The sequence below is a fragment of the Clostridium uliginosum genome, assembly GCF_900112485.1.
Taxonomy (GTDB): domain Bacteria; phylum Bacillota; class Clostridia; order Clostridiales; family Clostridiaceae; genus Clostridium; species Clostridium uliginosum.
Genome location: NZ_FOMG01000051.1, coordinates 1 through 11,426, shown reverse-complemented (window position 1 = coordinate 11,426; position 11,426 = coordinate 1). Strand labels below are relative to the sequence as shown.

Sequence of the window (11,426 nt, the reverse complement as noted above, 5' to 3'; positions counted from 1 at the left end):
CTGATACTAATAGGTCGAGGGCTTGACCAATAATTAATTAAGTAAATATATACATTAGAGGAAACTCAAACTTATGTGCAATTTTGAAAGAACAAAAAAATGTTTTTTCAATTTGAGTACTGAATAAGTACAGTTCTTTATCTAAATGAAAAATTTAGAAAGAACTAAGTATCTGGTGATGATGGCGTAGAAGTAACACTCCTTTCCATTCCGAACAGGACAGTTAAGATCTATAGCGCTGAAGGTACTGCATGGGCGACTGTGTGGGAGACTAGGACGTTGCCAGGTTTTTATTTGCGTGATTAGCTCAGTTGGTAGAGCACCTGACTCTTAATCAGGGTGTCCAGGGTTCGAATCCCTGATGACGCACCAAAGCAAAGACTACTGAATTTTTTTCAGTAGTCTTTTTTTATGTATTTATATTTGTTCATAGGCTATAATATATTTATGGTATTAAAATTAATCTTTATTTAAAAAAGAAAATTAAACAATAGAGTTAAATATTTATAATTATAAATAAAATATATTACTTTTAATTTATACACTTTTAAGAATTGTTATATAAATTTTAAAAAAGCATGAACAATCTATAAAATTGGAATTGAATATAATAATATATAAAAAGTAGAAGGTTTAGTAACAGTTAATAAAACATTATATAAATTGAAGAGGTGATTATATGAAATACTATTCTATTGGAGAATTTTCAAAATTAATAGGTAAAAATGCTCAAACATTAAGAGAATGGGATAAAAAAGATATATTAAAACCCCATCATGTTGCTCCAACAGGGTATAGATATTATTCACAAGAGCAATTTAATCATTTTTTAGGCATTAAAGGTATTGAAACTAAAACTAAAAAAGTAATTGGATACTGTAGAGTTAGTTCCCACAAACAAAAGGACGATTTAGTAAGACAAATTGAAAATGTCAAAACTTATATGATTGCTAAAGGTTATCAATTTGAAATTATACAAGATATAGGAAGTGGGATTAACTATAATAAAAAAGGATTAAATCAACTTATAGACATGATAACTAATTCAGAAGTTGAAAAGATAGTGATTTTATACAAAGATAGATTGTTAAGGTTTGGATTTGAAATTATAGAAAATCTATGTAATAAATATGGAACTACTATTGAAGTTATAGATAATACTGAAAATACAGAAGAACAGGAATTAGTTGAAGATTTAATTCAAATTGTTACAGTTTTTAGTTGTAGACTTCAGGGTAAAAGAGCTAATAAAGCTAAGAAAATGATTAAGGAGTTATTGGAAAATGATACTGGGGAATAAAGTTAGACTATATCCAACTAAAGAACAGGAACAAAAATTATGGCAATCTGTAGGTACTGCAAGGTTTATCTATAATTGGACACTTGCAAGGCAAAAAGAAAACTATAAAAATGGTAACAAGTTTATTTCAGATAATGATTTGAGAAAAGAATTAACTATACTTAAACAAGATAGTTTAAATTGGCTTAATGAAGTATCTAATAATGTTGCAAAACAAGCTGTTAAAGATGGCTGTGAAGCTTATAAGAAGTTTTTTAAAGGTTTAGCTGATAGACCAAGATTTAAAAGCAGAAGAAAATCTAAACCGTCTTTCTATAATGATACATCAAAGCTTAAAGTTAAAGAAAGTTCAGTATTAATTGAAAAAGTAGGCTGGGTTACTATAAAGAAAAACTCAATACCAATGAACGTTAAATATACTAATCCAAGAATAAGTTTTGACGGAAAGTATTGGTTTGTAGCAGTGGGAATAGAAAAAGAGCAACCATTAATTGAATCAACAAATGAGAGCATAGGCATTGACGTTGGTATAAAAGATTTAGCTATATGCTCCAATGGAATGACTTTTAAAAATATTAATAAGACAAGACTTATAAAGAAACTCGAAAAAAGGCTACGTAGATTACAACGTAGGGTATCTCGCAAATACCTAAAAAATAAAGAAGGGAGTAAGTTTGTCAAAACAAGTAATATTATAAAAATCGAAAAGCAGATTAAATTACTTCATAGAAAATTAGCTAATATAAGAAGTAATCATAGTCACCAAGCAACGAATATGATAGTGAAAACCAAGCCATCAAGAGTTGTTATGGAAACACTTAATATTAAAGGAATGATGACGAATAAACATTTATCAAAAGCAATAGCAAAACAATGTTTATATGAGTTTAAAAGACAAATGCAATATAAATGTGAGTTCAATGGAATTGAGTTTGTAGAAGCTGACAAATGGTATCCATCATCAAAGACTTGTAGTGAGTGTGGACATATAAAACCAAAGCTTTCATTATCAGAAAGGACATATATCTGTGAGGAATGTGGTTGTGTTATAGATAGAGATTATAATGCAAGTATCAATCTAAGTATATATGAATTAGTAGTTTAATCACTTAAACGGTACTGCTAATATGTACCATGCGTTGTATGGGAATTTAAGCCCTCGGAAAAGTAGAGAACCAAAAGCTCTGCTTTTGAGTGAATCACTTTGTGATTTACCTAGCGTTATATCAAACCAAAGTAGCTTTTAGCAAAATGGGACACGTTGAACAGGGAATTAAACATTGCTTTATAGAGTTTTATAAGGTTTTGGCAACGGATGAGATATGGCTTTAAATAAGAGCAAGATTGCAATAGTAGGAGCAGGTCTTGTAGGATCTACAACTGCATTTAGTTTAATCACACAAGGTGTTTGTGATGAAATATTAATGATAGATATAAATGAAGATCGAGCTTGTGGTGAAGTTATGGATTTAAATCACTGCATTGAATATTTAAATAGGAATACAAAAGTTGTAACTGGAAGTTATGATCAATGTAGAGATGTGGATATTGTGGTTATAACAGCAGGGCCACCACCAAAGCCAGGACAATCAAGACTAGACACATTAGAGTTATCAGCTAAAATAACAAAATCCATCGTAGAACCAATAATGGCTAGTGGTTTTAATGGATATTTTGTTATTGTTTCAAATCCAGTAGACATAATAGCACATTATGTATATAAAATATCAGGATTGCCTAAAAATCATATTATAGGAAGTGGTACATCGGTAGATTCAGCTAGATTAAAAAATTTCATTGGGAATTTAATAAAGGTAGATCCACGAAGTGTTCAAGCATATTCAATGGGTGAACATGGAGATTCACAAATGGTGCCTTGGTCTCATGTAACTGTAGGAGGTAAATCCTTTAATGAAATATTAGAAGATAATAAGGAGTTAACTGGGCAGGTAGATTTAGATAAATTAGTAATAGAAACTACTAGGGCTGGTTGGGAAGTTTATGATAGAAAAGGAACAACATATTATGCAATAGCAGCAGCTACAGTAGCTATTATAAAGGCAGTTATCTATAATGAGAACAAGATAATACCAGTATCAACTTTATTAGAAGGAGAGTATGGTGAAAGTGATGTGTTTTGTGGAGTACCAGCAATTTTGAATCGCGATGGAGTTAAGGATGTAGTAGAGATACACATGACTGAGGATGAATTAACTAAGTTTAAAAAGTCAACAAACATAATTAGGGAATATATTAAGAAGTTAAATTAATATAACATAGATATGTTCTAAAAATCATTCTTTGTTTAGATTTATACAGTATTTTTAGCATTTATCTAGACGTTAATTCTATAAATAATGAATTCTACTAATTAGAATTTGTATATACTAAAAAGTCATAGAAAGTTTGTATAAAACAAATTTTCTATGACTTTTTTCTAGGATATTTTTAAAATATGTACGGAATATGACTTTGTTAGAGTCTCAAAGAAGAAATATTGAAGTTAATACAAAATAAGATTCACAGTGATAAGAAGGAGTTTCTGTATTATTTCAAGAGAAAGATATAGTTAAAATAATATGATATAGATTTGCCTACGTTGATGGAAGATTTAGAATATACGCAATTTTTCAACTATGTAAGGCAAAATATATGTGATATACTTACAATAGTGGAAATGTATGAAAATAAATATAAAACTAGTATGCAACATAAAACATGTGATACACTTGCTAAAAGAATTAAGGGAAGAGAAATGAGATGCCTATTGTTAGTGTATATAATTTAAAACATTGAATCTAGGGGGAAAATTAATATGGATATTATAATTATAATAAGTTTATTGTTTGCGTTTGCTTCTGTTATTCTAGGATTTATTTTAGAAGGAGGAACTGTTACTGCTCTTCTTCAACTTACAGCAGCCATAATAGTATTTGGAGGAACAATTGGAGCCGTAGGTATATCTTTTCCAGGAGATGTACTTAAAAAATTTCCTAAGGTAGCTTCTATAGCATTTAAAAAAAGAGAAAATAAGATACAGGAAAATATAAATTACTTTAAATATGTGTCAACCAAAACAAGAAAAGAAGGTCTTTTAACGTTAGAAGCCGAATTATCAACTAGTCAAATAGATCCATTTATAAAAAAAGGTCTTCAAATGGTTGTAGATGGAACAGAGCAGTCTATTGTTGAAAGTATTTTAGAAACTAAGTTAGAACAGATATCTGAAAGGCATGAAGCTGGCATTGAATTATTTACAGCAGCAGGGGGATATGCACCTACTATGGGTATTATTGGAACAGTAATGGGGCTTGTACAAGTAGTTGGTAATTTAAGTAATCCTACTGAATTAGGACCTAAGATTGCATCAGCATTTATGGCTACATTATATGGTATTGCTACAGCAAATATTTTATGGTTACCAATTGCTAATAAATTAAAAATGTTAAATAGGCAAGAAATTAATGAAAAACAAATGATTATAGAAGCAATATTACTTATTCAACAAGGGTCTAATCCAAATACATTAGTAAGTAAACTTGAAGGTTTTTTAACAGAAGACCAAGCTAAAGTATTCGAAAAAGATCAGTAGAGGTGTATGATGAAAAAGAAAAAACAACAGCCAGAAAATAGTGAGAGATGGTTACTAACATATTCTGATTTGATAACTTTGCTTATGGTTCTTTTTGTAATTTTGTATGCATCATCAAATGTGGACAAGAACAAATATAAGCAAATATCTACGTCTTTTCAACAAGCATTCAGTATAGGTGGAGGCAAAAATATAAATTCATCAGATGGTGAAGCCATAGAGAATAAAATAGTAACTGAAGAGAGTAAAGTAGTAACTGAAGAAGAAAAATTAGAAGAAGTTAAAGCTCAAGTAGATAAAGTTATAGAAGGATCTGAACTAAAGGGTAATATTTCTACATCAATTCAAGAAAGAGGGCTTATAATAAGCTTTACTGATAATGTTTTTTTTAATAGTGGAGACGCTACAATTAAAGAAGATTATAAAAAGAAACTAGCTTCTATATCAAAAGTTTTAAATAATATAGACAATTATATAAGAGTCGAGGGACATACTGATAGTGTTGCTATAAATACAGAAAAATTTCATTCTAATTGGCAACTTTCTTCAGTAAGAGCTGCAAATGTGGTAGAATTTCTTATTACGGATGGAAAAGTAGAAGCAAATAGATTATCATCAGTAGGATATGGAGAATGTAGACCTACTCAAAGTAATAATACGGAAGAAGGAAAATCAGCAAATAGACGGGTAGATATATTAATCTTAAATAGTAAATTTAATAAATCCGAAAAAGCTAAGTAATAAGTTTCTTTTTTTGTGGTATTTATAGGTCTAAATAAAAGAAATTTTATCATTATAAGGATGGACTATAAATAGAGTTTTATTGAGTATAAGGATGTATATTAAATATAATGTCGATATACGTCAAATTCATGTATTGACATAATAGTCTAAGGTATATATAATAAGATCTTGTTGAGGTTATTATTCAACGAAAGAGAAACCTACTCAGTAAGTAAACTGAGGAGTAAAATTCTTTAACTAAATATAAGATTTAGAAAGAATTAATATCTGGTGATGATGGCATAGAAGTAACACTCCTTTCCATTCCGAACAGGACAGTTAAGATCTATAGCGCTGAAGGTACTGCATGGGCAACTGTGTGGGAGACTAGGACGTTGCCAGGTAACAGGGTTCACTAGCTCAGTCGGTAGAGCACATGACTTTTAATCATGGTGTCCCGGGTTCGATTCCCGGGTGAGCCACCAAAAATCACTTCGAAAGAAGTGATTTTTTATTAGACTTGCTTAGTAATTAATATAAAGAGAGCCTTTGCTTATTTTAGCAAAGGCTCTTTAATGTTAGGCACATCTTTGGTCTATTATTTTTTTTCGTGTGCCTTATGTCTTAAATTAAAAAATTACATGCTCTATCAAGAATTCCATTAAGTTCAGCTAAAGCAACACCAAAGTTAGTAATTGAGATTTTTTCGTTTTTTACAATTTCTAATCTTGAAAGTAATTGTCTTCTTGTAAACATACAAGCTCCACAATGAATTATAAGTTTAAACTCTGATAAGTCATTAGGAAAATCAGTTCCTGTGACATTAACTATATCTAAGTTACCACCAACCTTATTTTTAAGTAATAGAGGAAGTTTTTCTCTTGCAATATCACCTTTTTTAGCATGATGAGTACAAGCTTCTGCAATTAAAACCTTATCTCCAGATTTTAAATTATTAATAGCCTTAGCACCATCAACAAATAATTTTAAATCACCTTTATATCTAGCCATTAAAATTGAAAATGAAGTTAATCGTAAATTACTAGGTATAATTTGATTTACTTTTTTAAACATTTGAGAATCTGTAATTATTAAAGAAGGTTCTTTTACTATTTGTAATATATCAGGTAGCTCAGTATCTTTAACAGTTAATGCCATAGCATCATTATCTAGGATGTCTCGTATGATTTGGACTTGAGGTAATATAAGTCTTCCTTTAGGAGCCTGTATATCTTGAGGAGCAACCAATATAACTCTATCTTTAGGTTTTACAATATCACCAAGAATTGTTGGCATTTCAAAGTCAATTGGAGCATTATTTATCAACGCTTCTTTAAATTTACCAATGTTAATTTTATCTTTAGAACTAACTTCAACAAATGGAATATTAAATTCTGTTTTTAACATATCTATATTGCTAGAACCCAAATCTATTTTATTTATAACACCTACTATAGGGATATTCTTTGATTTTAAATCATTAAACCAAATTTTTTCTTGTTTTATATTATAATCAGAAGCAGAAAATACTAACACTGCCAAATCTGTCTTTAAAATTATCTCTTTAGTTTTTTCAACTCTTAATGTACCTAAATCACCAGTATCATCTAAACCAGCAGTATCTATTAGTACAATCGGTCCTAGAGGCAATAATTCCATTGCTTTAGAAACAGGATCTGTAGTAGTACCAGGGGTATCAGAAACAACGGATATAGGTTGATTTGTTAAAGCATTAATTAAACTGGATTTTCCAACATTTCTTTTTCCGAATATTGATATATGAAGTCTATTTGCTTTTGGAGTATCAAACATAATAATTTCCCCTTTTTATTAAAATTTTAAAGTTTATCTTTGCTTTTAATTTTAGACAATTTTTATATATACAAATTTCTTGCTTTTTATCTGGAATTAACTTTTTGTTAGTGCTGATTTTACAGAAACATTTTGTAAATTTCCTAACTTTCCTGTTAATGAACTAATTTCATCAGTAGTACCATCAATAATAATTGATATTACAGAAATTTTTCTTTCTTTATATGGTAGTCCCATTCTTCCAACAATAATAGAGGAAAAGTTATGTAATATTTCATTTACGGCTGGAGCTGATGAAAGGTCTTCAATTACAATTGCAACTACACCTACTCTTGTGTTCATAAAGTCACCTCCTTAAAGAAAAAAACTTCTGCAAGTGCAGAAGTTTATAAACATTATAAAATATCACTAATTTTATAGACAATTATTTATACCCCCTCCTCATGCTTAGAATATTCCTTACAATTAGATCTTAGGTTATTAAATTTTATAAATACAATATTCCAAAGAATTTGAATCAAATACAAACAAAAAACTTCAGAATATTAAATAAAATTGTAACATAATAAATAGGCGTAAATCTATAAAATTTATTATTTATTTTTAAGTAATTTGAATTTACTTGTTATATCATGTCTTATAAATATTAAGAATTTATTTAAGCTTTTTAAATCGTCTTTAAAATTAGTATCTTCTTCAGAAGATAGATATCCATTGTTAAATAAAGTAAGGATAAAAAACAATATTCCTAAATTAATATATATATCTTTTACATCAGCGATGAATAAATTACTAATTCCTATGAAATCTAAACTTCCACCATAAAAAATTTTATCAATTAGTGAACAAAGTGCTCCAGTAAAGATGAACATAAAACACATGTCAGCCCAAAAATCTTTATTGTCTTTATATAAATAATATCTATACACTTCAACAAATATAAAAAGTGCAATAACATTAAAAAATATTAATATTTGAAAACTAACTCCAGTACCAAATCTAGCATTTAACCAAGAACCATCGGTATTTATAATTGGATTAAATGATAGTAAGTTAGGTATTATAGCAATATATTTCTTAAACCAGAATAATTTTATAAGTACTTTAAATCCTTGGTCTATAAACATTAATATAATGAAAATTTTCAACATTTTATTAATATTAAAGCCTACTTCATTTTTACACCCTATTTTATAAATTAAAAAACCAGATAAAGCAAATAATAAAATAATCATTATATTTAAAATAACAGTTGGTAAATCATTGATTCTATTAGTTAGTAATTCAAATAAAAAATATAGCATCCACATTAAAGGTAGAATGCATATAGTTAAACTTTTTTTAGTTTTCATAATGTCCCTCCAAAATAATACTAAATAATGTAGAAGTCCAAATATTGTATTGGGCACTTGAACTTACCAAATAAACAGATGTGAGTATGATTTTTTATATTAATTCTATATTAAAGTTTACCATACACAATAAAGAAATTCACTACTATTAAAATATTAACACTTGGTTTAATATATAAAGTGAGAGGCAATAAATAGTAGTTTTTTTAATTATATGTATATATTAGATAAAACAATATAAAAGGATATATATACTTCAATATATTGCTTTAAAATTATAAGATTATAAAGTATAAGTATTAAATAATTAGGAATTCTAAAGGTATTATAAAGATAAATGGTGTAAATTTGAGGAGAAAGAGGGTATAAATATGTTAACTATTTTTGCAGTATCAGATTCAATAGGAGAAACAGCAAATCAAGTTGCTATTGCTGCAGCAAGTCAATTTAATAATAAAGTAGAAGTAAAAAGAATACCATATGTGAAAACTTTAGAAGATGTAGAAGAGGTTATGAAAGCTGTCAATGAATGTGAGAAAGCTATAATAATATCTACAATAATTACTGTTAATGTAAGAGAGTATTTAACACAAAAGGGAGCAGAAAATAATATTTCTGTAATGAATGTCTTAGGCCCAATAATAAATGTGGCTTCGGCAATGTTAAATACACATCCTGAATATAATCCTGGTGCAATGAGGAAAACTGATGAAATATATTTCAAAAGAATTGAAGCTATGGAGTTTGCAATGCAATATGATGATAGTAAAGACTATAGAGGATTAAAAAATGCAGATGTTGTTTTAATTGGACTATCAAGAACATCAAAAACTCCATTATGTATGTATTTAGCGAATAAGGGTATAAAAGCAATTAATATTCCATTAATGCCAGAGGTTGGAGTGCCAGATGAGATATATGAAATAGATAAGAAAAAAATATTTGGACTTACTATAAATCCACTTCAATTAATTGAAATTAGAAAAAGGAGATTAGATAAATTTCATAGGATATCTTCAAATATTGAATATGCAGGTGATGCAAGAGTGTTAGAAGAATTTGATTTTGCGGATAAAATAATGAGAAGATTGGGATGTAAGACTATAGATGTAACGCAAAGAGCTATAGAAGATACTGCTCTAATTATTTCAGAATCAATTGGATATAATAAAAAAATACATAATTATTAAAGAACGTTAATTCATTTACAGCATAATTTGTTATAGAGAGATTAATAATGAATTTAGATATCTCTAAGGAGAGTGGTTGTTTATGAAAATGGGATTAGTCCTGGCAGGAGGTGGAGCTAGAGGCGCATATCAAATAGGCGTATGGAGAGCTTTAAGAGAATTAAAAATTGATCAGTACATTAATATTATCTCTGGTACTTCTATTGGAGCATTAAATGGAATATTGTTTTGTCAAGGAGATTTAGAAAAAGCTAATGATGTTTGGTATAATATTTCAAAAGAGAAGGTTCTTCCAATGGAGGATAAGGATTTAAATTTTAAAGCATTTTTAATATCATTAGGTTTAAAAAGCATGACTTTTGTAAAAAAATATATGCCTAAAACACTTGAAAGTGGTAATTTGTCTAGACAGGGATTGATAGATATTATGGATAAGTATATAGACTTTGAATATCTAAAGAAACATAATAAAGTTTGCTATGTAGCTTGTACAGAAATACCAAGTTTTCAACCTAGATATTTTAAGATTAATGATTATGATGAAAAAAGTATAAGAAGTATTTTACTTGCTACATCAGCATTACCTATGATTTATGAATCAGAAGAGTTTGAGGCCTTTAAGTATTTGGATGGAGGAATGGCTGATAATGTACCTATTCAACCAGTATATGGAGAAAATTGTGATATAATAATAGTAGTACATCTTTCAAGGGACTCTATTATTAACAAAAAGTTGTTCCCAAATACTAAGATAATAGAAATTTATCCATCTGTCATGGAAGAAGGGGTACTAGATGGCATACTTGATTTTGTTCCTGAAAATACAGAAAAGAGAATGAAGTTAGGATATAGTGATACAATAGATTACCTAAAGCCAATTATGAGATTGGGCGCTTTGATACAAGGAAATAACAACGATGTTAATGAAAATATATTTAGTAATATAAAAAAACAATTCTTAAAAAGTAGATAAAAATGAAATATAACATATATTATTTAGAAAGCTATCTCAAAATAGAAATCATGTTTTATTTTGAGATAGCTTATTTTTATGTTGAATTTTAATAATAAAAATTATAAATAATGTTGACAATTATTTGTTTAGATGATAAGATAAAACACGTCGCTAAGAGATGCAGACAACAAGTTAAGAACAAGAAAAACATTCTGGAAAGAACGGTTTGAAAGTTTAAAAAAACTTGTTGACAATATCTAAACCAAGTGATATACTAATAAAGTCGCTTGAGGGTGACAAGTTAAAACAAAAGCCGACAACGTAATGTTGAAAGCGAAAGAATATGGTCTTTGAAAATTGAACAGAATATAGATAAATACATTTAAGTAAACCAGCAATTCTTTTTAGAGTAAGCTAAGATTAAACTTTTTAATGAGAGTTTGATCCTGGCTCAGGACGAACGCTGGCGGCGTGCCTAACACATGCAAGTCGAGCGATGAAG

At 28.5% G+C, this 11,426-nt stretch carries 10 protein-coding genes, 2 tRNA genes and 3 rRNA genes; 12 read left to right on the top strand and 3 right to left on the bottom strand.

Annotated features, from left to right (window positions below; all coding sequences use genetic code 11):
* Window positions 1-171: 171 nt before the first annotated feature.
* The 9 genes from rrf (BM027_RS17440) (at window position 172) to BM027_RS17400 (ending at window position 6,100) form a co-directional block, all read left to right on the top strand.
* Window positions 172-288 (top strand): 5S ribosomal RNA (gene rrf / locus BM027_RS17440).
* Between the two features lie 8 nt (window positions 289-296).
* Window positions 297-372 (top strand) — tRNA-Lys (locus tag BM027_RS17435).
* Window positions 373-679: 307 nt separating this feature from the next.
* Entirely contained in the window at window positions 680-1,300 is a 621-nt protein-coding gene (locus BM027_RS17430; RefSeq protein ID WP_090094454.1) for an IS607 family transposase, read from the top strand.
* On the top strand, window positions 1,284-2,405 hold the full coding sequence (locus BM027_RS17425; protein WP_090094453.1) for an RNA-guided endonuclease InsQ/TnpB family protein: 1,122 nt from the start codon (window positions 1,284-1,286) through the stop codon (window positions 2,403-2,405). Before BM027_RS17430 ends, BM027_RS17425 begins: the two co-directional genes overlap by 17 nt.
* Before the next feature lie 217 nt (window positions 2,406-2,622).
* A complete protein-coding gene (locus BM027_RS17420) occupies window positions 2,623-3,570 on the top strand; it encodes an L-lactate dehydrogenase (protein ID WP_090094452.1) in 948 nt (315 codons plus the stop codon).
* 545 nt (window positions 3,571-4,115) lie between these two features.
* Complete coding sequence (locus BM027_RS17415) at window positions 4,116-4,892, top strand: flagellar motor protein (protein WP_090094451.1); 777 nt, start codon at window positions 4,116-4,118, stop codon at window positions 4,890-4,892.
* Window positions 4,893-4,901: 9 nt separating this feature from the next.
* Entirely contained in the window at window positions 4,902-5,633 is a 732-nt protein-coding gene (locus BM027_RS17410) for an OmpA/MotB family protein (RefSeq protein ID WP_090094450.1), read from the top strand.
* 269 nt (window positions 5,634-5,902) lie between these two features.
* Window positions 5,903-6,019: ribosomal RNA gene (gene rrf, locus BM027_RS17405) — 5S ribosomal RNA — on the top strand.
* 5 nt (window positions 6,020-6,024) lie between these two features.
* Window positions 6,025-6,100: transfer RNA gene (locus BM027_RS17400), tRNA-Lys, on the top strand.
* A 139-nt stretch (window positions 6,101-6,239) separates the two neighbouring features.
* Here the strand turns inward: BM027_RS17400 and hydF are convergent.
* The 3 genes from hydF to BM027_RS17385 all read right to left on the bottom strand — a co-directional run bounded on the left by hydF (window position 6,240) and on the right by BM027_RS17385 (window position 8,779).
* Window positions 6,240-7,427 carry a [FeFe] hydrogenase H-cluster maturation GTPase HydF gene (hydF, locus tag BM027_RS17395; RefSeq protein WP_090094449.1) on the bottom strand — a complete coding sequence of 396 codons (1,188 nt, stop codon included), beginning with the start codon at window positions 7,425-7,427 and terminating at the stop codon, window positions 6,240-6,242.
* A 96-nt stretch (window positions 7,428-7,523) separates the two neighbouring features.
* Window positions 7,524-7,769, bottom strand: coding sequence for a TM1266 family iron-only hydrogenase system putative regulator (locus BM027_RS17390; protein WP_090094448.1), 246 nt, complete (start codon window positions 7,767-7,769; stop codon window positions 7,524-7,526).
* Between the two features lie 251 nt (window positions 7,770-8,020).
* Window positions 8,021-8,779: a signal peptidase II gene (locus BM027_RS17385; protein WP_090094447.1), complete on the bottom strand. Its 759-nt coding sequence runs from the start codon at window positions 8,777-8,779 to the stop codon at window positions 8,021-8,023.
* Between the two features lie 371 nt (window positions 8,780-9,150).
* On the opposite strand from BM027_RS17385, the gene BM027_RS17380 reads away from it, so the two are divergent.
* The 3 genes from BM027_RS17380 to BM027_RS17370 form a co-directional block, all read left to right on the top strand.
* Window positions 9,151-9,969: a pyruvate, water dikinase regulatory protein gene (locus BM027_RS17380; RefSeq protein ID WP_090094446.1), complete on the top strand. Its 819-nt coding sequence runs from the start codon at window positions 9,151-9,153 to the stop codon at window positions 9,967-9,969.
* 82 nt (window positions 9,970-10,051) lie between these two features.
* A complete protein-coding gene (locus BM027_RS17375; RefSeq protein WP_090094445.1) occupies window positions 10,052-10,942 on the top strand; it encodes a patatin-like phospholipase family protein in 891 nt (296 codons plus the stop codon).
* Between the two features lie 410 nt (window positions 10,943-11,352).
* Window positions 11,353-11,426, top strand: a 16S ribosomal RNA gene (locus BM027_RS17370); the annotation flags it as partial.